The organism is Candidatus Omnitrophota bacterium (genome assembly GCA_040755155.1).
GTDB lineage: Bacteria > Hinthialibacterota > Hinthialibacteria > Hinthialibacterales > Hinthialibacteraceae > JBFMBP01.
In genome coordinates this window covers 1-22189 of sequence record JBFMBP010000053.1, presented here as the reverse complement: position 1 = coordinate 22189, position 22189 = coordinate 1, and the positions used below count along the sequence as shown (strand labels likewise).

16 protein-coding genes and 1 tRNA gene are annotated in these 22189 nt (G+C 50.7%); 4 read left to right on the top strand and 13 right to left on the bottom strand.

Annotated features, from left to right (window positions below; genetic code table 11):
* Positions 1–35: 35 nt before the first annotated feature.
* A complete protein-coding gene (locus AB1656_06340) occupies positions 36–1457 on the bottom strand; it encodes a sigma-54 dependent transcriptional regulator (protein MEW6234986.1) in 1422 nt (473 codons plus the stop codon).
* Between the two features lie 110 nt (positions 1458–1567).
* On the opposite strand from AB1656_06340, the gene AB1656_06335 reads away from it, so the two are divergent.
* On the top strand, positions 1568–2017 hold the full coding sequence (locus AB1656_06335) for a polymer-forming cytoskeletal protein (GenBank protein ID MEW6234985.1): 450 nt from the start codon (positions 1568–1570) through the stop codon (positions 2015–2017).
* Positions 2018–2313: 296 nt separating this feature from the next.
* Here the strand turns inward: AB1656_06335 and AB1656_06330 are convergent, their stop codons facing one another.
* The 12 genes from AB1656_06330 to AB1656_06275 form a co-directional block, all read right to left on the bottom strand.
* Positions 2314–5505 carry a secretin and TonB N-terminal domain-containing protein gene (locus AB1656_06330; protein ID MEW6234984.1) on the bottom strand — a complete coding sequence of 1064 codons (3192 nt, stop codon included), beginning with the start codon at positions 5503–5505 and terminating at the stop codon, positions 2314–2316.
* A 464-nt stretch (positions 5506–5969) separates the two neighbouring features.
* Complete coding sequence (locus AB1656_06325) at positions 5970–7526, bottom strand: hypothetical protein (protein ID MEW6234983.1); 1557 nt, start codon at positions 7524–7526, stop codon at positions 5970–5972.
* Positions 7527–7604: 78 nt separating this feature from the next.
* On the bottom strand, positions 7605–9749 hold the full coding sequence (pilM, locus tag AB1656_06320) for a type IV pilus assembly protein PilM (protein ID MEW6234982.1): 2145 nt from the start codon (positions 9747–9749) through the stop codon (positions 7605–7607).
* A gap of 93 nt (positions 9750–9842) precedes the next feature.
* Positions 9843–11744: a cohesin domain-containing protein gene (locus tag AB1656_06315; GenBank protein MEW6234981.1), complete on the bottom strand. Its 1902-nt coding sequence runs from the start codon at positions 11742–11744 to the stop codon at positions 9843–9845.
* A gap of 245 nt (positions 11745–11989) precedes the next feature.
* Complete coding sequence (locus AB1656_06310; GenBank protein ID MEW6234980.1) at positions 11990–13006, bottom strand: sigma-54 dependent transcriptional regulator; 1017 nt, start codon at positions 13004–13006, stop codon at positions 11990–11992.
* A gap of 331 nt (positions 13007–13337) precedes the next feature.
* Positions 13338–13925, bottom strand: coding sequence for a MarR family transcriptional regulator (locus tag AB1656_06305; protein ID MEW6234979.1), 588 nt, complete (start codon positions 13923–13925; stop codon positions 13338–13340).
* Between the two features lie 91 nt (positions 13926–14016).
* Positions 14017–14340, bottom strand: a complete 324-nt coding sequence (locus AB1656_06300; GenBank protein ID MEW6234978.1) for an iron-sulfur cluster assembly accessory protein — start codon at positions 14338–14340, stop codon at positions 14017–14019.
* Positions 14341–14762: 422 nt separating this feature from the next.
* Entirely contained in the window at positions 14763–15752 is a 990-nt protein-coding gene (tsaD, locus tag AB1656_06295) for a tRNA (adenosine(37)-N6)-threonylcarbamoyltransferase complex transferase subunit TsaD (protein MEW6234977.1), read from the bottom strand.
* A 188-nt stretch (positions 15753–15940) separates the two neighbouring features.
* The gene (locus AB1656_06290; GenBank protein MEW6234976.1) at positions 15941–17299 is read right to left on the bottom strand and encodes a S41 family peptidase; all 1359 of its coding nucleotides are present in this window, start codon (positions 17297–17299) and stop codon (positions 15941–15943) included.
* A 314-nt stretch (positions 17300–17613) separates the two neighbouring features.
* On the bottom strand, positions 17614–18912 hold the full coding sequence (locus tag AB1656_06285; protein ID MEW6234975.1) for a peptidoglycan DD-metalloendopeptidase family protein: 1299 nt from the start codon (positions 18910–18912) through the stop codon (positions 17614–17616).
* Between the two features lie 8 nt (positions 18913–18920).
* On the bottom strand, positions 18921–19799 hold the full coding sequence (locus AB1656_06280) for a hypothetical protein (protein ID MEW6234974.1): 879 nt from the start codon (positions 19797–19799) through the stop codon (positions 18921–18923).
* Between the two features lie 171 nt (positions 19800–19970).
* Entirely contained in the window at positions 19971–20957 is a 987-nt protein-coding gene (locus AB1656_06275) for a glycosyltransferase family 9 protein (protein MEW6234973.1), read from the bottom strand.
* 244 nt (positions 20958–21201) lie between these two features.
* Here AB1656_06275 and AB1656_06270 point away from each other — a divergent pair, with 244 nt between their 5' ends.
* The 3 genes from AB1656_06270 to AB1656_06260 form a co-directional block, all read left to right on the top strand.
* A complete protein-coding gene (locus tag AB1656_06270) occupies positions 21202–21825 on the top strand; it encodes a hypothetical protein (protein ID MEW6234972.1) in 624 nt (207 codons plus the stop codon).
* 133 nt (positions 21826–21958) lie between these two features.
* Positions 21959–22031 (top strand) — tRNA-Thr (locus tag AB1656_06265).
* Between the two features lie 31 nt (positions 22032–22062).
* Positions 22063–22189, top strand: a 127-nt coding sequence (locus AB1656_06260) for a GTP-binding protein (protein MEW6234971.1), incomplete at its 3' end; no start/stop codon positions are given.

The following is a 22189-nucleotide window of genomic DNA, read 5'->3' as shown; positions in this document are numbered from 1 at the left end:
AGCGGGAAATCCCCGTCCCCCTTAAGGATAGGCCGCTACAATCCTAAGCGTTGGCGCAGTGTATTGCGGGAAATACCCAATAGTTTCGCCGCCTGCACCTGATTGTTGTTGGTATGCTTCATCGCCCGCTTGGCCATTTCCACTTCCAGCCATTGATACATTTTCAAAGGCCGCATCGCCTGTTGGACGAGAACCTGTTCCCATAACCGATCAAGCGCATCTTCCAGACTATTCTCCGCCCTGGTTTCGGATGGTTCGATTGGAATCGGGGCGGGTTTATCCCAACCGGGAGCGCCGGGCGACAGTTGTTCGACGGTGATGACGTTTCCTCGCGAGAGAAGCAAAGCCCGCTGGATGGAGTTTTCCAGTTCGCGCACGTTTCCCGGCCAATCGTAGGACGATAGAAAATCCGCCGCTTCTTTGGAGAGCGGCAGAGAATCGTATCCCGCGCGCCGGGCGAAATAGCGGACAAGCAATGGAATATCGCTGCGCCGTTCGCGCAAGGTGGGCAGATGAATATTTACTACCTGCAAACGGTAATACAAATCCTCACGGAACTTGCCATCCCGCACCATGACGGACAAATCCCGGTTGGTGGCCGCGATGATGCGCACGTCGATGTGAATGATTTCCTTTCCCCCTATCCGTTGAACGGTTTTGTCCTGCAATACCCGCAACAGTTTCCCTTGCGTGAGCATGCTTAACTCGCCGATCTCGTCCAAGAAGATAGTCCCGCCGCGAGCTTGTTCGAACTTGCCGATCCGGCGTTCGTGCGCTCCGGAAAAAGAGCCTTTCTCGTGTCCGAACAACTCGCTTTCCAGCAATGCGTCGGGAATCGCGGCGCAGTTGATGGGCAAAAAGAGGTTGTTCTTTCGCGGGCTGTGACTGTAGATCGCCCGCGCTACCAGTTCCTTGCCGGCGCCGCTTTCCCCCGTAATTAATACTAACGCTTCACTGTCGGCTACTTTTCCGATTAACTTATACACTTCCTGCATGGCGGGAGAGTTGCCGATCAGCATATCGTTGCTGCCCGAAAACGTCTCGTAAGCGCCCCACACGACCGACTTTTGCATCATACGCCGCGTGGATAGCGCTTCCTGAATCACCTCCATCATTTTGGGTGGATCGAAGGGCTTCATGATGTAATCGTAAGCGCCCAGACGCGTCGCTTCGATGGCCGAGGCCGTTGTGGAATAAGCGGTCATGATGATGACGGGAATGCGGCGGTTGAGCTTCGTGATTTCGTTCAAGGCGGCAAGGCCATCCATTCCCTCCATTTTGATATCCATAATAATCAAATCGGGAGACTCCGTTTTAAGAATCTCCAGCGCCTCTTCCCCGGACGCCGCCGTAAGAATAGAACTGTTCAGCGGCGCCAGAAAGCGTTTGAAGGAATAATGAACGTCTTCTTCGTCGTCCACGATAAGAATAATCGAATCGCCAACCAATCGTTCCATGCCATTATCCGATTTTTACGAATTTGAATTAATTGTCATCGATTCCTTGACTTCCGGGCCTATCATCATTCATAATACGTTAAAATTAAATATGCAAGAGAAATACCAAAGTGACCGACTATTCTTTTACAGAAGACGATCTCGAAATTCCATCCGAGGAAGAGGATGTAAGCGAGGAAGCCGTTAACGCCCCCGCCTCCGTCGTAACGAAAGACGTGGAGATGGAAGGCGTCCTGCGTCTCAAACAAGGCATTGATATCGCCGGCAAATTTAAAGGCGCCATTCAATCCAATAATACCGTCAACATCAAAGAAGACGGTTGCATTGAGGGCAAAATCGACTCTTTCAATATTGTCGTCGAAGGAGAGGCCAACGTTGAAATGACCGCCCGCAAGCGGCTTGAAATTCGAAAGGACGGCAAATTCTTCGGCAACTTGGAAATTCAACCCGAAGTGATCATCCTCTCCGAATTCGCTACATTTGGAAAAAGTAAAGAAATCGCCAATTCCTTTAAAACGGAATATGTCCGCAACCGGAAAGCGACCCCCGCGAAGGCCTAAGTCCCAATCCAATCCCCTGTCTTTTTTTCAACAGCGCATCTAATCCTCTGTCCCATAATGAACAGCCAGTTTGTTTTTGAACACCTGCAATCTATAGATTGCAATTAGAAAAAGAGGGGCGCCGCATGGAAAGCCCCTTTCGAACAAACATTTTTTTGCATTGATAAAAAAGGGTCCCGAATTCTTCATTCGAGACCCTTTTCGAGTTGCGTGCTAGTGGAAGGATTGCTATCTCCGTCGATGAGAGGGGCTGCTCACGAGTGATTGCCCCTATGGATTTGTCATTATCGAAAGTATTAATACTCTGGTTCGATAATGCGGGCTGTGATAAAGATCAGAGTAGAGATCTTTTCCTTTTCAATGTCCCTATCGGTGAAGAGATTGCCCAAGAAAGGTATTTTGGACAACAAGGGGACTTTATTAATCGTTTCCGTTTCTCTGTCGTTGATGAGACCAGCCAGCACCAGAGTGTTGCCGTTTTTCAGGCGGACGCTCGTCTGGACGAATTTTTGCGCTAAAAGCAAGGGGCCGATATTTGGAACCGTAGAACCTTCCGGGGCAACGCCGGTGATCGTAACCGGGAGACGCTCGCCCGCTTCGGTGATGTTGGTTTGAACTTCAAAGTAGATGTGATCGTCGTTGAGAATGAAAGGAATCATGCCCAGCGAGACGCCCACGGATGTTCGGGTAAACTGAGCGGACATCCGGTTGTTCGTGGGATCGTCATCGCCCTGGTCTTCAAACGAAACGTCCTCAGTATAAGGAATTTGATCGCCGACGAAGAAGAGAGGAGGAACGAGCTGGTTGGGAATGGCCAGCATCTTGGGAGCGGCCATGACGTTCATACTTGTCGTGGATTCCAAAAGATCCAAGACGAATTCCAAGCGGGATTCGCCGATCGTCGTCATATTGAATTGGAAGCCGGGTTCCGTGCTTTCGCCGTCAATTAAGCTTATGCTGTGATCCATTTGACCAGCATTCAATTGGATCTCATCCATAAAAGGATTCGTGAGAATGTAATCGAAATTGATGGTTCGCAGATCGTTCAAGGAGACGGAAACGACGCGGTTCTCCATTTCGACCATGCGTTGCGGTTTGTCGTAGGTGGTGATGACGCGGGAAATCAAATCCAGCACTTCCTGGTCGAGCGTAAAGACGATGATGCTGTTGGTGTTTTCGTCCGGGAAGTAGCGCAATTGGAAGAACTGAAGCATATCCGTTCCGCCGCTGCCGCCGCCGCTGAGATTGAAGCGGTTGCGCGTGGTTTCTTCGTATAGGCTGTTGACGTTCTGACCGGCGTCGGCATCTTCGCTCGATCCGATCGACTGGAAGTTGTTCTGAGAAAGATACAGGGCGCGGGTCGATTGCTGCGAATCATAGAAGAGATAACCGAGGGCATCGGAGATGGTATAGACGTCCACGTGCATGATCTTGAAGGACTTAATCATGATTTCCTGATTGGCTTCGCCGCGGACGGTGCTGAGATAATCCTCGACGCGGCGGACGTTTTGCCGCGTATCGACGATATCCAGGGTGCCTTGATCGGGATTGGATTGGACCATTCTTCCTTCGAGAGCGGCTTTTTCCTGACCTTCTTTGCCGTAAAGCATTTGGGTAACGATTTTCGCCACCGTGGTTACGAAATCGTTGCGCCGAGCCAGGGCTTCGGGCGAGGTTTCGACGTCGTCCACGTCCGTAACATGGAAACGGCGTGCGATGAGGTCGCCTTCTTCGATTCGTTCGCTGATTTTCTGATTGGCGAGAATATCTTCCACTTTGGTTATATTTTCAGGGTAATCGATGACGATGAGCGTGTTGGAATTCGGCTCCAAAAAGAGCTGGCGCCGCATATCGGAGGAATCGTAAGCCCCTTGATCTTGAAAGAGGGCGATTTTAAGAATTTCGTAAATCTGTTTGGCGATATCGCGATCCAACGCATACGTGCGGGTGACGACTGGCTTCTTTCCGGCGACGATGGTGGGCATCTCCTTGAGAAACGCTTCCACTTTGCGGATATTCTCTTCCGTATCCGTCACAAGAAGAGAGCGGGAGTTCTCGTTCAAATACAACTGTTTGCCGGGAACGTTAAATTCTTCATTGGGGCCGTAGAGAATCGATTTCAGGTTTTTGCTGGAGTCTTCCAACGAAGAAGGATCGTTGAGAATGAGTTCGATGGTTTTGTATTGCGCTTCGGTAAGGGGGAAGAGTTTCGTCAGAAAGCCTTTCTTGACGAAAATCGTATTGCCTTCGCGATGCCAGACGATGCCGTATTGCTTGGCCAGCAGATTGAAGATGTTGCGAAGGGTGGTGTTTTTCAGTTCGAGACTGACGTTCCCTTCCACGTTTTCATCCAAAACCACGTTCAATTTGCTTAAATTAATCAGGGTGCTGATGACGTTTTTAATATCGACCCGTTCGCCTTGAGTGGAGTATTGATAAATCTCCTCGTCCAGCATTTTTTCGTATTTCAAATCTTCCGCCGACATTTTTTCCGCTTGGGCTTTGGCGGCGACGGCTTGGTCGTATTCCACCTGGGTTCCGGCAAGATAGGTCAAGCTGGATTGATGTTCGGGGAAAACCTGCACCGCTTCTTTCCATTTGCCGACGGCGTCGATGACTTGGCCTTGCTTATACAGTTCGACGCCATGTTTATAGAGATTGTCCGCCGTCTCTATCAGGCCGGCGTTTTTTTCCATATCAGATTTTTTCTTCACTTGCGATTGGGTTTGATTGGCGGCGTCCCGCTCCTTGTAAATCCGATTCAAGATCGGATCAATGCGCTTGTCCTCGGGAGCGATTTGCTTGGCGCGTTGGATTTCCACTTCGGCTTGATCGTACTGTTTATTTTCCAGATAGATGACGGCTTTTTGAATTTGGGAATCCAAGGAGGAGAGTTTATAATCCAATTTCGTCTTTAAATTCTTCTCGGCCTTCTCTTTTTCTTTATCGATGACCTTCAACATGGCTTGAATGACTTTTTTGTCTTTATCGGAAGGTTTCTGTTTCAAGGCCTTGTTCAAGGCGTCCTTCGCTCCGGCGAAATCGCCGTCGCGCATCATGGCGTTTGCAAGGCCGATCGATTCCTCCACCGCCAATATATTCGCCTCGGAGGCGTTAGCGGCGATAAGATTCGCGTCGGCTTCGATGGAAGCGCCCGATTCGTTCATAGCGAGAAGTTCTTTTTTGGCTTCCTCGTTGAGGGGATCGAGAACTAGCGCTTTCTGGAGCAGCATTCGTCCTTTTTTCGCATCGCCGCTTCGGACTTCCTTTTTGGCGAGGGAAAGAAGGTAATTGACTTGCGCATCCACGGATTGTTTTTCCTGTTGTTGGGCTTGCACAACGGTGGAAACGACGACATTTCGCCATGAGGCGGCCGCCAAAGGAATTTGGAGACATCCTAAAAACAAACTCGCCGCTACAAAACATTGAAACCAATAACGCATGCCGCGAACAGAATGAGGATTAGTCCATCGCAAGGTTGAATACATCTATGCTTCTCCTTAATTCTTCTACTGATTGTGTCGTAGTATGAATCGCATCATGGAGAGGGTGGAAAGAACCTCTACTCAAAACGCTTGATTTTCCGCACATTCCCAACCCGATCGCCGCATCCGGAGAGGCGAATTTCACTGCTCCCAGCGCATATTTTTTCTTACGCCGCGAGTCATGCTCCAGCCCTCTCGCCATCCATCGCACGCAAAAAACAATGAGTTTTTTCTTTCACGCAAAAAGAAAACCATCGTTGACTCGTTTCATCTTAATTCAGAGGAAACGAAATTCAAAGTAGGACGAATAATACGAACGCCGCCGCAAGGACGAAGTCTTTGCGTTCGTTATTTTATCGAATCTTATCCCAAAAAAATAACATTAAAGTCAAGATACCGCTGCTCGCCGCTTCAAATGGGAAAACGCCGAAGAGGCTCAGCGCAAGAGGAATAAGGGAATTGCATCCCTATTTTTTTGGACTTATTTCCACCTTGGCGTCCGTATAACCAGATTTTGAGAGTATAACAAAGCCATTGCTAGTGTCAACTTGCTTAAGAACGATTTTCGATCGCGGGTCGGTCTGGCCTTGACTGAGGTACAATAATTTCTTGCTGGCGGTGCCTCGGCTGGTCTTATCCATTACTTCGATTTTATATTTTCCTCCCGAGGTTCCAGCGGGCGGCTGAATGCTGAGCACTTCGAAATCGTCGGTTACTGGAGGCGGCAATCTCAGCGCTTTCAATTTGTTTTCGAGTTCGCTCGCTTGATTCTTTTGGGCGGCGTTCAACGCGATATTGCGAAGAGCAAGCACTTCCCCCAGCAGTTGACGCTTGTTTTGGAGGTCGAATTTCTCGAATTCGCCTTTGTCGAGAAGCGCTTGTTGATCGGCGAGGAATTTCGTTGCGATTTCCATGACGAGATCGGCGCGCCGGGCGGCGTAATCCGTCAATTTTTTGGCAAGATCCTTATCGTTAGGATCGAAGTTGCGCGCCATTTGCAGGGCGTAGACCGCTTGACTCGTTTTTTGCATGTCTTTTTGGACGGCTCCTTCGGTGAATTGCTGATCCGCCTGCGCTACGAGCGCCTGGAAATTGTCTTTGACTTTAGCTTGGATCTGTTCCACCAGGGAGTTCAATTGATTGACCTGATCGCGGCTGACCAACTTGGCGTTGGGATCGATGGCTTTTACATCGCTTTGGACTTTAATCAAAGCGACGACTTTTTTCAGCATTTCGATGAAGTTGGAGCCGGAGAGGGCCGTGCGGGCTTCTCCCAGTTCGCGATTGAATTCTCCGATCAAAACCTGTCCCTTGATCTGCATCAACCGGTCGAAAGCTAGTAGTTGCAGGTTCTTAATTTGCTCGATATTCTCTTTACCGATGGCGGCGCCCTCGGGATCGGAATCGATGCATCGCCGGAGGGTATCGTCGGCCCGCGTTAAGACCGTCTGGGCTTCGACGATCGCGCCCGCCTGCGCCTGACGATTGCCTTCATCGACGTCGGCTTTCGCGCTGGCGAGAACGCGGTCGAAATTCCGCTTCAGGTTTTCCCGCTGCGCCCGGCGTTTGTATTCGGAGGGAAGGATGGAATAAGAGATGCGGGTTTCGGTGACGTCCAAGGCAATGACTTTGTCGAATTGTTGAATCGCCGCATCGAATTGGCCCGCCTGGAAGAGATCGACGCCGCGTTGATAGGCGGCTTCGACTTCCTGGCGCTTCTTCATCTGATCTTCCGGCGAGCCGAATGGATTGCGCTTCAAATTGTAATCCTCGGCGGCTCGCTTTTTCAGCAGATTATCGACCACTTCGTTCGATGTAACGGCTGTATTTTCTGCTCCTCCCGGCCCTTTAGGAGGCTCTTTTCGGAGAATTTCATCCAATATGTCGTTGACGGATAGCGCGCTTTTTTGATAAAGAAACCAACCGCCCGCCAATATCACAATCACCAACAGACCGATGAAGAGAGAATCTTTTTTCTTGGAGACGTATTCCAGCAACGCTTCTTTATCGATCGAAAGGCCCAAGATACTATCACCATCCTTTGAAGGGTTTTGTTATTCGCTACGAATTCCCGCCAATCCAACGCTTGAGGAAGATGCTTCTCATCCGCCGTCCAAAACGGATTCCACTCCGCCCGCCGCGGGGGCTTCCGCCGGAGCCGCCGCCGCCCCACCGCCGACTCCGCCCATCATGCCGCCCATCATGCCGTACATGCCGTACATGCCGGCGGAGGCGCCGGCATCCTCCAGGTCGGGCGTGGGCGTGGGCGAAGGCGTGGGACTTGGCGAAGGCGTAATCAAAGTGAATTCTTTCTCGAAATCTTCCTGGCTCAAACGCCCATCCTTAAATTTGGCGATCGATTCGCGGGATACCTGGATGCGGCGCACTTCTTCGTTTCCGCGATTGTGAAAGCGAATTTCGATCATCTTGACCGTTTCGTCTTTGGAAGCGACCAAAGAAGCGAAAACCTTACTGAGCAGGTTGATTTCCTCCTTGACGCTTTCTTCCGCAAAGACGCCGAGAAGAGCGGTGCTGGGGGAAGTATTGTCGTCGGGCTTCTCGCGTTCGAATTTCACGAGAAGGATCGTCGTTTCCTGAGTTCGGGAGCGCAGGTCGTTCACAAAGGAGATTTCTTCTTCCGACGGCTTGTTGAACCGGATCAGATCGATCGTGAATTGAATCTGGGTTTGCGCGGGATTGAGGGGATCGGAGATAATATCCGCTTCTTTATAGACCACGGCGTTGTTGTCGAAAAACGGGGACATATAGAGGTTTTTAATATACGCCGCAATTTTCTCGTCGTTGAGCGCTCGTCCTTTGATCGTCATTTTGCTGCTGGTCAATTCGATGCTTTCCAGCCAGACGTATTCCGGAATCAAGCGTTGCACTTCGAGGAATATCCGGGTTAAATTGCCCCGCTTTACGGCGACTTGATTGATTTTTTCAAAACGTTCGTTGTAATTATCCTGTTCGTCTCTGACTTTCCTCAGATTGGAAGAGGCGGTGATGCCAGGATTGACGATCATGCTGGCTTGGGCCAGGGCTTGCCGGCGCGTGTTGAGCATGGTATTGAGGAAATAAATCGCCCCGGCCAGCATAACCACCAAAAGCAGCGCCATCAACGAAAGCATGGGCGCCCGGCGCTCCAGTTCAAGCCGCTGTTTGATATGGGAAGGGGAGAAACTGAGATTGCTGAAGGATTTCCCGCCCGCCCGCAGGGCCATGCCGATGAGGCACGGTTCGTTTTTCAGGAACGATCGATATTCATCGGGAATGGTTACTCCTTCCACTGAGCTGGCATCGAAGAAAGAGACGGGAACGCCAAGGCGATCTTCCAGGAACTCCACCGTTCCTTCCATCTTCGCCGTGCCGCCGCAGACCAATATGCGGGTGACGGGATGGGATTCGGCTTGGGAGACGTAAAAATCGAACGATTTACGAATTTCGGTAACGATGCGTTCAAATCCTTGTTCCAGGGTGGAAGAGACTTTTTCCGGAGTGATGCCCCTCCCGTCGTCCTGATAATCCGCGGCGGGCTTGGTTTTAAATTGTTCAGCTTCATCGAGGGAGATATCGAACTTTTTGGCGAGAAGCGCCGTCAAGCTGGCGCCCGCCGTGGGAGCGCTGCGCATAAACTGCATGGAACCGTTTTGTTCGATCACGATATCCATGCTGGATGCGCCGATGCAGACAATCGCCGTTACTTCTTCCGGATTGCGAAGTTGGGAGGAGGCATAGGCGTTGTAGATGCATAGCGGAGCGGCGTCGAGAATATCCGACCGGATGCCGCATTTTTTCAAGATTTTGGAATAACCGTCGGAAAACTCGCGGCGTACGGCTACCAGATTGACATCCATTTCGAGAATGTCCTCTGGCGTCTTGGACGCCTGGTAATCCATATTGATCTGTTCCAGGGGAAAGGGAATATGCTGCCGGGCTTCGTAGCGGATAATGCGATCGAGTTGACGCCCGCGCACAACGGGCACTTTCAACCGGCGAGTGAAGGCGGCGCGGCCGGGAAGGGATACAATGGCGCGTTTTTCTTTAATATCCAATTGCTGCAACAAAATCGGCAGCGTTTCCCCCACTCGAAGATAGAACTCGTCCTGATCCGCGTTGGGAGAAACGGGCAAAGCCAACCGGCCAGCCTTAACGACGCCGACTCCCCCTTTGCCGCTGGTTTTCAGTTGAAGAATTTTGATCTGCTGCTGACCAATATCGATAACCAGTTGTGGACTTTTCGCCATGGAATACTCGCCTTTTTCCGTTTGATATTCGAACCCAATCCGGCCAGGCGCGATTCTACCAACACTCGCCTCGAGAAGGAAGGGTTTCGGTTTTTATCCCCGATCGCCGGAGGGGCGCACTTTTTTGATATACGCCGCCGTTGCTTGCACGGAGACCGAACATGTCGTAACGCCGTCGAAAGGATCCTTAGGGTCGCCCAAGCGATCCTTGTAACGGTAAAAGATTCCCGTAGTTGGATCTTCGCCGGATTCGTTCAAGAACACTCTCAAAGTGGTTTTCTTCGTGGGCCGAAGCGTCTTGAAATGAATCGTCGCCAATACGCCGTCCCCGCGTATAGGAACTTTATAACCCATCTTACGATAATCGACGATGCCTTTATCCGCGTCGACCGTATTCATTTTGGGAAAATCGAAGGGAAAATCTTTTTTGTATTCTTTATCGTCAATATTAACGCCGGAAGCGAAATCGTCGGAATCGATGACTTCGAGACAACGGGGATTGTAGGCGATCAAAAGGCTGACGGAGTCGATTTGCGCCTTATCTTTGTTATCCAGATAAATATCCACATCAATCGGTTCGCCGACATCGACGTTTTCCTGACGAGAGATTAAGCGAAGACGGGTATTATATATGTCTTCGGAGGTTTCCGAATCCCGTTCGTCCGCCCGTTTGACGATGGGTTTGCTTTTGGCTTTTTCATAGGACGAAACGATCTGGAAATCCAGATTGATGGTTCCATCGTAGGGGTTGCTTGTGGCGCCAAGACGATCCTCTTTTGCGGAGGAGAGCGCCGTCAATAAGTCGCCTTCCCCTTCCTTACCCGGTTCTTCGTAAAGAAATTCCAGGCTGGAACTGGAGGATTCGGCTAACGTCAGGAAAGTGATTCGCGCCACCACTCCCGATTCGTTGATGTTATCGCCGGTTACCGCAGCGGAAAAAGTGATAATCCCATTCAAGTCATCCACCGTATTATCCACGACTTTAAAAACTTCCGCCTTTTTTTGAATAATGAATGGAGTTTGCGTTTTTACGGGAGGCGCCGCATCGGCGGCATTCTTTTCTTCCAGCGTTGCCTTATCGGTTTTGGCGGAAGCGGCGGGGGCGGCATTCGTATTCACCGTCTCCGCATTGGGGGCCGCCGCTTTTGCTTCCACCTTGTCGCTATCATCTAAGGAATAAGAAACCGAGGCGGCGGGAATCCATTGATCCAAGCTGTCTTTTCCAGCAACGGGTTTAAGCTCTTTGGGATTATATTTTAAAGAAAAAGAAATTTTGTTATACGTGTTTTTTTTGGGATTGGCCAATACGACATCCACGGGAATGGGTTCGTCGACCAATACGATAGTATCGCGGGTGGAGAGATAGAGAACGGCGGATTGGCGCGTTTTTATCTCTGCTTGCTTAGCGGGTTTACTAGCGGGAGCGCCGACTCTTCCCGGAGCGCCGGGGGCAGTGTTGGCGGCATTCCCTCCGGCGGTTCCCTGTACTGAAATACCCCCAGCCGCATCGCCTCCAGGAGCGCCCGCTCCGCCTTTCAAGCCGGAGCGGCGCGTAGAAGCCGGGTTTTGGGGTTGAGTTTGTCCTGGAGTTACATTCTGCTGTCCTTGAGCGCTTTGGGGAAGATTGCCGTAGGATTGATAACCGCTGTTGCGGGAGCGGCTGGTACTTCGCCCGCTGCGGGAGCTGGAGCCTTGATAATTCCCTTGATTATATCCCTGGTTGCCATATTGATTGTATTGGCTGGTGCGTCCGGATCGGCCGGACAATCCGCTCCGGCCAGTCATGCCGCCAGACATGCCGCCGAAGCGGGAGCCGCCGTAGGAAGAGCCGCCATACGGCGAACCGCCATACTGCGAACCGCCGTACTGGTTGTAATTATTATAGTTTTGATTATATCCGCCATATTGGGCCTGCGTCTCTGGAACCTCAAATAAAACCAGCGCCGTTCCTAGAGCGGCGGCGAACAACAGAAACCGTTTGTTTTTCGAATTCATTGAAATTCTCCTCGCTATCGTATTCTATCCTACTCCACGATAACGAGTCTGGGAAGCAAGAGGTCATCCCGCCGCCAAGATTCGCCAAGGACGATCAGTCATTGGCCGTTGTTTGCCGGTCATCGTCTTCCCTATTATCGAAAGGTATCGTGGGCGCTTATCGATGTCAAGTTTCAAACTGGAAGAATAGTCGAGTTTGGCTGCGAATCCCCCTGTGGGGGGGAAGAATTATTCTTTTCGATTTTTTATTTCGTCCGGGTAATTTTTTCCTGAACTTTGATATTGTGCAGTTGATATTTCTCGATTTTCCGGTCGAGCGTCGGGCGGGATATTTTAAGGATATTCGCCGCCTGGCTTTTGTTGAATCGCGTAAATTCCAGAATGCGAAGAATATGGCGTTTTTCCGCTTCGTCCAGGGATAATATTTCCAGCAATTCGTCGGCTTTGGTTTCCGCTTTTTCCTCGGCGGAACGGGCCGACTCGGAGAGGTGAATGTCGAGGGGAATATGTTCGAGCCAAATGGTTTCCTGGGAATCGTTCATCAACACTGCGCATTTGACGACGTGATGCAATTCTCGGACGTTTCCCGGCCAATCGTGCCGCATGAGAAATTGCAGGGCGGCGTCGGAAATTCCCATAATGGTTTTGTGGTACTGCTTATTGTAGAATTTGATAAAATAATCTACTAAGAGAGGGATATCTTCTTTCCGTTCCCGCAGCGGCGGAATGTCGAGATGAACTTCCTTGATGATATAGTATAAATCCTGGCGGAAAGAACCTTCTTTCACCTGGCGATGAAGATTTTGATCCGCCGCCGCGATCAAACGCACATCCAAGGGAACCGGTTCTCCGCCGCCGATTCTTTCCGCGACCCGCTCTTCCAGGACGCGAAGCAGTTTCGCTTGCGAAGTCAGGCTCATATCGCCGATTTCATCGAGAAAAAGGGTTCCGCCTTGGGCTTGTTCGAATTTCCCTTTTCGGGAATAAACCGCCCCGGTGAACGCTCCCTTTTCATGTCCGAACAGCTCGGTTTCCAATAAAGCGTCCGGCAAAGCGGCGCAATTGACCGAAACGAAGCGGTTCGCCGCGCGGTCGCTGTCGTAATGGATGGCTTGCGCTAAGGTTTCCTTGCCGGTTCCGTTTTCTCCCGTAATCAACGCCAGCATGTCCGAATTGGCGATGCGCTGAGCCGTTCGTACAATCTGCTCCATTTTTGGACTTTTATAGACGATTTGGCTGAAACTGACTTTTTTTCTTGTCATTAGAATCGATCATCCCCTAAAAGATTTCTTTGTTCGGCCAAACTCTCAACATCAATGCGATTACCCAACCACTTCAGGAAAAACCATAATTCCACTTGTATCCGTGTCAAGAAATATTACAAGGAAATTTACTCAAAAAAAAGAGCGGGAGAATAAAAATCTGCAAATATTTTTTACATAAATTTACGGAAGGGTGAAAAAAAACGAAGAATGAGTTGGAGAATAGGCGGATTTTTCATTTTGGAAGACAATATTGATAAATCGAATCAGCGAGTAAGGAACTGCGGATCGCGTCGTTTTACTATTCAATCCATTGAAAGATCGGCATCAATCAACCGCATTCGGAGCCGTCCAGAGACTTGATTTTGTGGGCAACAACGCAATCGACGCCGGTTTCGCAGCAATTGATGCCGCCTTCATATCCGCACGCCGAGCATAGTTTTGCGGCCACTTGCTCGTCGTCGATGAAATCCTTGAGGAATTCTTCCAAAACTCTTTCCAGACCTTTGACGGTTTCGGGCCGCAGTTTCCAAAGGATGCGGTTCATCCTGTTTTCCGTTTCGGTTAGGAGGCCATCAGCTAGTTTTTTTCCTTCTTTCGTCAACCGGACAAAGACGGCTCGTTGATCGTCGCCTTGGTGATAGCGTTCGACCCAGCCGTTCTTTTCCAAGCGATTGACGGCTTTGGTGGCGCCGGAGATAGTATGGCCCAAACCCATAGATATTTCCCCAATGGAGACATGGTCGTTCAAGGCCAGAAAACGCAGCGCATCCGCCTGGGCGTCTGTGATCTTCACGCCGAGCTTATGGGATAAGGCTTCGCCGCTGGCGGCATGGCTCACCGCCGCCGCAAAAAGAATGAAGCGGCGCGATAGATTATGTTTTCGAACAACCGGCGAGGGATCGTTTCTATCGGCCATCGAATTCCTCACCTCTCATCCGTCTTGCGTTCCGCGAGTTCGCTCTACAGAGGGGAAATCCAATCGCATCGGATTTCAAAAGGAGTATTTCTTACGCTCCGCAAGAAGAACCGCAGCCGCATCCTTGTTCATTGGGATTTTTAAAGACGAAACCAGCGCCGTTCGCGCCATCGGTATAATCCAAGGTGGTTCCGCTGAGAAAGAGAAAACTTTTCGTATCCACCACGATCTTCACGCCGAAACTGTCGAAAGTCATATCGTTGTCTTTGGCTTCGAGATCGAAGTTGAGCGAATAGCCCAAACCCGAACATCCGCCGCCGCGAACGCCGAATCGCAAGCCCGTTTCCTGGGGAAGATTCTGCGCCTCGATCAGGCTTTTAATTTCCGACGCCGCTTTTTCCGTTAAATGAATCATGTTTCGCCTACCTCAATTTGCTTTGGATACCATTAAGAATAATAGAAATAGTTGACAATGTCAAGTATCTATGAATGATGAGTGAGGAATGAGGAATGAGGAAAAAATTAAATCAATAGAGCCTCTTGCAAAACTCTATTATTCCTCCCCCAAGCCTGGGGGAGGTCAGGAGGGGGGTTGTTTTAAGTCTAATAAATCAACCCCCCTCTAACTCCCCCCAAACTTGGGGGGAGAATTAAAAGCGGATTTTATTAATTTTGCAAGAGCCTCAATAGAATCTTTTCCCGCAAATCCGAAAATAAATGGTGTGGCAAAGGCAAGATTTATTCGTCTTATTGCGATCCCTCCGATTCGCGGGCAAAGATCAACTCCAAAAGCAAGTTAATTGAGTTTAATAATCTAGCCGAATGGACAATAGAAATTTACGGCGCGGCGTTTAGTGCGAGACCAGAAGTTTTACCTTCGCGGAGAGTATGATAGGCCAATCCCGCCACCATTGCGCCGTTATCCATGGAAAAACGCTTGTCGGGAAGATAGATGATGCAGCCCTGCTTCTGCGCCCGGCGGGTGAGTTCGCTGCGCAAGGGTTGATTGGCGGATACGCCGCCTACGAGCGAAATATGCTTCAAGCCCAATTCTTCTGCGGCGCGCAGGGTTTTTGTTACCAAAACATTGACGACCGCCTCCTGAAAAGAAGCGGCGATGCGGGTAGTTTCCTTTTCGTCCGGCGGGCGATTGCGAATGTAATTCACGACGGAAGTTTTCAAGCCGCTGAAGGAGAACTCATACCCTTGATGGAGCATAGGCCGGGGGAAATCGATGCGTTCGCCTTGGAAGCCGTCCGCCCGTTTTTGAATCGCTGGTCCGCCGGGATACCCTAAGCCGAGCGCTTTGGCCGCCTTGTCGAAAGCCTCTCCGGCGGCGTCGTCCTTGGTTCCGCCCAATAACGTCAATTGCGACCAGCCGTCGATGCGATAGAGCGCCGTATGCCCGCCGGAGACGAGAAGAGAAAGATGGGGAAAGGGAGGCTGGCGCTCCTGCGGCTGATCCAAAACCGTCGTATAAACATGGGCTTCATGATGATGGATGCCGATCAGCGGTTTTTTCAGAGCGTAGGCGAGCGCCTTGGCGAACGAGACGCCGACAAGCAGGCAGCCCGCGAGGCCGGGGCCGTAGGTAACAGCGACGGCATCAATATCTTGCAGAGAAATGGCGCATTCATGCAAAACGCGGGAGACGAGAGGATAGAGGTTTTCTATATGGGCGCGGGACGCAATTTCCGGAACCACGCCGCCGTAAGGGCGATGGATTTCGATCTGGGAAGAGACGAGATTGCTTTCTACTCTTACGCCATCGGATGTTATCGCAACGCCCGTATCGTCGCAGGATGTTTCAATTCCGAGGATTCGCAATGGTTAAACGCATTCTTTTCGTTTGTATGTCTGAATCTGGATGGGTGGCAAAGGCAAGACATAGTCTGCCTTTGATTGATCTTTCAAGGGCAAAAACAACCTTGCCCTTACCACCCCTTTTTCCACCCCGCCACCCCCCTTGGCCACCCCGCCGATGGCATGAAAGTATTGGCTGCGTAACATTATTATTAATTCTGCGCGGCGCCGAGGGAAAGAAGCACCTCCGCTCCTTTCAAGCACTGATAGGCAGTGTAGAGTTCTATATCGTAGATCGACTCTTCTCCATTGGTTTCTTTTGGAGGCTGGAAAGCTTCTTCGACGCTCACTTTATGCGGCGCTTCTTCTTTCGGCTTTTGACCAACCAATTCGGGCGTAAGATAGCCGATTTTCCCCGCTTTGCGGACAGCATCCCTTTGATTGTCGGTGATTTGGACGAAAACATCGGGCGTGAGACCTTGGTCGTCTTCAATAGAACGTCCCGAAGGAGTGTAATACTTGGCAGTAGTAAGTTTAAGGGAAGCGCCTTGCTTCAGGTCGTAAAGCGTTTGGACGGAGCCTTTCCCCAATGTTTTATGGCCGATAGGCCCAACGATGACGCCGCGTTTTTGATCTTGAATGCAGCCTGCTACGATCTCGGAAGCGCTGGCGGAATACTCATTGACCAATATCGCCAGGAGGAAATCGCCCAGTGGCTTCTTCTCGGCGTAGTATTTCGTTTCCACGCCCCGGTTGTCTTTATGGGACATGATCACTTTACCCGGCTCGATGAATAGATCGCTGGTCTTGACGGCGACATTGAGCAAACCGCCGCCGTTATAACGCAAGTCGAAAATCAGTCCTTTCATCCCCTGAAGCCGAAGTTCCTGGATGGCGCTTTCCACTTCTTCGGCGGCGTCGCGAGTGAAATCGCGCAGCCGAATGTAGCCAATGGAACCGTCCAACATGCGTTTTTCTTCTTTTTCCACGGCGTTGGTATTAATAATTTCGCGCGTTATGGTTTTTTCGATCAACTTGGACTCGCCCCGGCGGGCTATGACGATATGGACCGTTGTTCCCGGTTCGCCTTTCAATTTTTTCGTAACCTGATCGATGTTGATGTTGCGGGTGTTTTCGCCTTCGATCTCCACAATCCGGTCTCCGCTCATAACGCCGGCTTTATCCGCCGGGGTTCCCGGCAAGGGGGCGATGACGGTCAACCATCCATCGACGATGTCGAATTGAATGCCCAATCCGCCAAAGGAGCCTTGCGTCTGATCGTTGAATTCCTTGGCTTCGTCTTTTTCCATATAGACGCTGTAGCGGTCGAGTTTGGAGACCATGCCGTGGATAGCGCCGTTGATAAGGTCTTGGGTTTTGGTCTTCTCCGGATTGACGTAGTCTTTTTGAATCATGCCCATAATGTCGATAATGATTTCCAACTGCTTCAACTCTTCATCGATATCGTCCAGGGCCAGCACGCTTCGCTGAACGCCGATGCCGAGAGAAAGGAAGATCAAGAGGAGTAGCGCAAATAAAAGAACGAAAGGCTTGTTTCCCGGAGCGGACATGAAGGAACTCCTTTTGGATGATCGCCGGACGGGCGCATCGATATTCGAAATCAATATTTATAACTCATATTACGTAGTTCCTTTCCCTCGCCCTATGGAAGAGGGTCAGGGTGAGGGAAGCTAAGTTTATTCTTATCAGCCCTCACCTAACCTCTCCCCATCTTGGAGAGGGATTGGGAAAACAGCAAATTCACAGGAAAATGGCCTTCTTGCGCAACATGAGTTTATAAGATGAAGGCGCAGTTCAGCCCCTTTGGGGGACCTTTATATGATGACCGTGAAAACGAGCGGAATCAATGCTCGTTTCGAAATCCTTATCTACTTAACCATTGAAGGGGATTCAAAGCTGTCTTGCCTTGGCGGATTTCAAAATGATAGTCCGTTTGGTTTTCCATTCCCATCGCTTTTCCGATGACCTGTCCGGCGCTGACGGATTGATTGACCGAGACAGTTTCGGCAACGCGCCCGTAAACCGTCAGATAATTTCCTTCATGAGCGAGGATGACCGTTTGACCGAAGCCGGGAATGTCTCCCGCGTAAAGAACCTCGCCTTCCGCCACGGCTTTGATGGGAGTTCCCGCCTGGACGCGGACATCGATGCCGGGGCTTTTCATCGTGATATTGGATTGGGGATAGGCGTATTCCCCGAAAGGACGAATCACCGCGCCCTTGGCGGGCCAAGGAAGATTCCCTTGTTGCTGAGAGAATGGCCGTCCACTGGAGACGGCGGGGGAAGATTCAGGAGGCGGCGCGTTTTCTTTGGGAGCCGATATTTTCTTTTCGGCGGGATTTTGGGGATTCACCTTCGCCGGTTGTTGCGCCAAAAGCCGCTGCTGTTCTTCCCGTTTTTTCCGCTCAGCAAGGAGATGCGCTTGTTCCTCCCGCTTTTTTTTCTCTTCCAACATCCTCTTGCGATTGATTTCGGCGATGCGGTCTTCCCACGCCGTCAGTTGACGTTGTAGTTCCTCGATGGAGAGCAAGCGTTCCTGGTAGTCGGAATTCGTTTTTTCCGCTTCCTCTACTTTCTCGCCGATCCTTTGTTCCTTGGTCTCTTTCGCAGAGAGATCGACGGGCATATAACGGTTAAGAATGCGTTCCTGCAATTCTCTTTTGTCTTGAATGACGGTTAACAGTTCTTGCAAGCGCGGCTGTTCGGTTTGAACATTTCGGAAAAGAGCGCGGGCGATATCTTCCCCCGCCTCCTGAATCGCATTTCTTTGGAGGCGGCGGGAAAACGGCTCCGCCGTTAATAGGAAAGAATGCGAGGACGCGGCGCGGACGCATTTCCGGTAGAAGGATTCCCAAGTTTGACTGCGTTCCGTAATTTGCTGGACCTCGGAATCGGCGGCGTCGATGACTTTTTGCGCTTCCTTTAAATTGTATTGATAATCCCTCAAGATTCGGTCATATCGTTTCAGGCTTTGTTTTTCCGAATCGATCGTCTGTTCCAGCGTCCGTTTTTTCTGTTCGAGGCTTCGGATTTTCAGCCGCTCTTCTTCGAGCCGTTTGCGGAGCGCCTGGGCGTCATCGTGGGTTTTGGGCGTTTGCGCCAGCGCCGGGACGATAGGAAGGAATCCTAGAAAAACTGCAAAAACAAATGGGATGCAGCGCATAGGCGGCCTCATGGCGCAACAGGCGGAATCGGCGGCGCCGCCATATCCATATCATCCGCCTTCAACCACCAGCCGATCAAGACGATGGCGCCCGTCAATCCACCTGTTGCTATGGCGCCCTGAAGGAGTAAGGACGTGAAATCCGGAACCCCTTGCGCCTGAACTTTCAGGGGAAAGAACAAATACGACAAAGAAAAAACGACGGCATAACCCGCCGTAGACGTTAAAACATGCAATATCACGGAGCGAAGCCATATTCCTTCGGGATTCACTTGCGATCCGGCGCCGCCTGCTCCGAACCGGATGGCGTATTGACGGCGCAAAGGCAGAGGGAATCCCGCCAACAACCCGGCAATAACGGCGACGATATAAATAAAGAAGAAACCGTTGAAGAAACTTCGCAGCCGCTCCAACCGCTTCGTCTTTTCGGAGAGGGAAAAAATCCCTTCCGAATCCCATTGCACTTCCTGCACGCCGCTTACTTTTCCGATCTGGCCGGCGATCTCTTCGATCCGGCCAGGTTCATTCAAAACCAGCTCGGAAGTAGCGTAAAGGATCGGAGTAAGACTGGCTTTCCACATGGATTCCCATTGTTCTTTATCCTCCGGTTCGCCGTCCCATTCCGGGATCGGAGCTTCTTCGAATTGAGCGCTCGCTATTCCATCGATCGCCTGAATCCGATCGCCGATCTCTTTATAATGATCCGGTTCCAAGTCTGCTTCCAGGCGAGCGGCGAAGAGCAAGGGCGAATCCGCCAATTCCATGGATTCGTATTCCGAAGAAATCCAAAGATGGCATAGAGAACGGAGCGCTTCGCTGAAAGGAATGACGACGACTAACGCAACGTAAAGCGTCATGAAGGGTTTAACAAAAGATAATTTTCGCATATCGCTAAAAAAATCGAACCGCCATTTTCGTAATTTATCATAGTATAGAAGCCGATGGATTTTCAGTAAATCGTAAAGGGATTTATTTCTCTTAAAACTACCGGACGGCGTCCGACGTAACGCCAGTCCAGAGATTCATTACCGGCGCCGGCAAGATTCCTCTCAGCGCGATCATATGCAATCTTCTATTTTTTTCAACACGGCGGAAGGGTTCGCCTCCAAACGGACAACGCGGGCGTCGCCCCACGGATGCGAGCGTTCCGGGGACGTAGGACCGAAAAGAGCGAGCGTCGCAACGCCGAGCGCTCCAGCGATTTGGACTGGTCCCGTATCGCCGCCGATCGTCAAGCGCGAAAAACGGATCAGTTCGACCATTTCGGGGATTGATGTTCGCGGTCCTAAAAATACGGAACCGGCGCAGGAAGAGGGGATCAAAGCTAGCGTCCTTTTTTCTAAGCTCGGACCGCAAAGAAAAACCACTTTGCCGCCCACCTGGACGATCGCCTCCGCCAGCTGCGTAAAATAACGCGGCGGCCATTCTTTGGCGGGATGTCCGCAAAAGGGCGTTATCAGAAAGTAATTTCCTTCCGCAATATCCCGCTCCCGAAGCCAATGGCGGACGCGGCGTTCACTTAGGGGATCAGGGGGCAATAGAAATTCCGGTTCACAGGACTCTACGCCCAATACGCTTAAGAGATGGAGATTGCGGCGAACGATATGACTCATTTCCGGCAAGGGTGAAACCAGAACGTTATTGAGCCAGGAGCTCAGTTCCTTCGCTTCTTCCCGGCCATGGCCGATGCGGATGGGGGCGCGGGAGAGAAACGCCAAGCTGGCGCTTTTCATATTAGATTGCACATCCACGACGGCATGGAAGCGGCGCAGGCGCAAATGGCGGGCGAGGCGCGCCGCTTCCTTGATTTTAGGGATAACCGGCGTCCGCCGCCAATGCTGGCGAGGGAAAATGATGAGTTCATCAAGGCCAGGCAGGTTTTCGATCAAAGGAGCGAAGTTATCCTGAACGGCCCAAGCAAGATGCGCTTGGGGAAATCGTTTGCGCAAAGCCATAAAAACGGGAATCGCCGCGAGGCAATCGCCTAAGGCGGATAAACGGATTAGGAGAATCCGGCCGATTCGATCGGGATCGATTTTCATCATTTTCAATAATCGGATTCTCCTCGACAAATTGCAATTCGGATATACGGCGTTCCTTTTCGACGCTGTGAGTTGAATTGCGCCAATCCTATAAGCCGCCACCGCATTTAATTCCTCTTCCTATAGCCCGTCAACAGCCGAAGAGACTCAAAGGGGGCGAGTCCTCTTGTTTTTATCGGCAATTTTAGCGTTAATAAGAGGCGGGATAAAAATCGTCTACTCTTATTTTTCTGGAAGAGCCGAGTTCATGAAACTTCTAGTGGATAAAATACCGGTCGAAGTTGTGGAAACGGACAGCGCCCAATTGAGCGAGGTCATCGAAAGAATTTCCAAAGAACTGCAAACGCGCAATCGCGTCATTAGCGAGATTTACGTAAATGGCCGAATGATGGGAGGATGGGACGATCCCTCCATCGAGAAGCGCACCGTCGCCGATTGCGAAGACCTTCGGCTTATTTCCGAAGAGCCGCGCAAACTGGCGCATAAAGTATTGTACGATATCGCCGGATATATGAACCATATCCAGGAAGCCCTGGTGGAAACCTCCTCGAAAATCCAGTCTCGCAACGAACAAGAGGGAATGCGCCTATTGGAGAACGTTACTACTACTTGGGCGGAACTGTACAAAGGTCTGCAAAACGCCGTAACCGTCACGGGTTTGGATTTCCATGAGATTATGGTGGATAACCGCTCATTTCTGGAGATCAACGAAGAAATGCATAAATATCTCGACGAAATATCCGACCTAGTGCAAGAGCAGCGCTTTTTGGAACTCTCAGATATTCTCGAATACGAAATCGCGCCCCGCATCCCTCTCATCCGCGAAGGAATCTATAAACTAATCAAGGAATTGGAAAAGAAGCCGCATTAACGCCCAAAAGAGATATTCCCGAACGGCGGAAAAGTATATGAGGAAAGGAAAGAAACCCTTTTAATTTCCTTTATTATTCCTTGACAGTCCTGCAGGGCGTACCTATTATTACATGCTAATTCTTCCTCTTTACGCCCACGTAGCTCAGACGGTAGAGCGCATCCTTGGTAAGGATGAGGTCACCGGTTCAATCCCGGTCGTGGGCTTGGATTCTTTATCCGACAGAAAGGGATCGATATGGCGAAGCAGAAATTCGAACGGACGAAGCCGCACGTGAACGTGGGAACGATCGGGCACGTGGACCACGGGAAGACGACGCTGACGGCGGCGATAACGATGGTGCAATCGCGCAAGGGTCTAAGCG

What these genes read in the sequence shown, in the direction of transcription:
- AB1656_06270 (MEW6234972.1), top strand. Translation starts at nt 21,202, where the DNA reads ATGAAACTTCTAGTGGATAAAATACCGGTCGAAGTTGTGGAAACGGAC.
- AB1656_06280 (MEW6234974.1), bottom strand. Translation starts at nt 19,799, where the DNA reads ATGCGAAAATTATCTTTTGTTAAACCCTTCATGACGCTTTACGTTGCG.
- pilM (MEW6234982.1), bottom strand. Translation starts at nt 9,749, where the DNA reads ATGGCGAAAAGTCCACAACTGGTTATCGATATTGGTCAGCAGCAGATC.
- AB1656_06300 (MEW6234978.1), bottom strand. Translation starts at nt 14,340, where the DNA reads ATGATTCATTTAACGGAAAAAGCGGCGTCGGAAATTAAAAGCCTGATC.
- AB1656_06310 (MEW6234980.1), bottom strand. Translation starts at nt 13,006, where the DNA reads ATGACAAGAAAAAAAGTCAGTTTCAGCCAAATCGTCTATAAAAGTCCA.
- AB1656_06290 (MEW6234976.1), bottom strand. Translation starts at nt 17,299, where the DNA reads ATGTCCGCTCCGGGAAACAAGCCTTTCGTTCTTTTATTTGCGCTACTC.
- AB1656_06285 (MEW6234975.1), bottom strand. Translation starts at nt 18,912, where the DNA reads ATGCGCTGCATCCCATTTGTTTTTGCAGTTTTTCTAGGATTCCTTCCT.
- AB1656_06330 (MEW6234984.1), bottom strand. Translation starts at nt 5,505, where the DNA reads ATGTATTCAACCTTGCGATGGACTAATCCTCATTCTGTTCGCGGCATG.
- AB1656_06340 (MEW6234986.1), bottom strand. Translation starts at nt 1,457, where the DNA reads ATGGAACGATTGGTTGGCGATTCGATTATTCTTATCGTGGACGACGAA.
- AB1656_06305 (MEW6234979.1), bottom strand. Translation starts at nt 13,925, where the DNA reads ATGGCCGATAGAAACGATCCCTCGCCGGTTGTTCGAAAACATAATCTA.
- AB1656_06315 (MEW6234981.1), bottom strand. Translation starts at nt 11,744, where the DNA reads ATGAATTCGAAAAACAAACGGTTTCTGTTGTTCGCCGCCGCTCTAGGA.
- AB1656_06275 (MEW6234973.1), bottom strand. Translation starts at nt 20,957, where the DNA reads ATGATGAAAATCGATCCCGATCGAATCGGCCGGATTCTCCTAATCCGT.